Raw genomic sequence first — 276 nt, forward strand, 5'->3', positions numbered from 1 at the left:
GATCAGTCTCGAGGATGAAGACCGACGTCTCGAGGCTTGGCTGAAGCTTCTCGAACCCGGCGTATGCAGTCGGCTTTGTCGCTGTCTGGCAGCCCGGAATCATTGCACAGAGCGGTAGTATCAAGAGAAGAGACTCGACCATTGATCTTCCTTTTTCGGCAAAGCGTTTGACCGCGGCTTCCAGTGCGACGGTTGCGGCTTGCTGGTGTCCCTCAGAGCGCCAAATGAGGATTGCGGGATAGACGACCAGCGCGGCGCCCAAGGCCGCTCCCGCGC

General features: G+C 59.4%; 1 protein-coding gene. It reads right to left on the bottom strand.

Translation table 11 applies throughout. The features are described from left to right. On the bottom strand, positions 1-276 hold a 276-nt coding region (locus ACPYOI_RS36170), incomplete at both ends, for a hypothetical protein (RefSeq protein ID WP_481424183.1).

This window comes from Rhizobium sp. SVR5-2C (assembly GCF_056755115.1).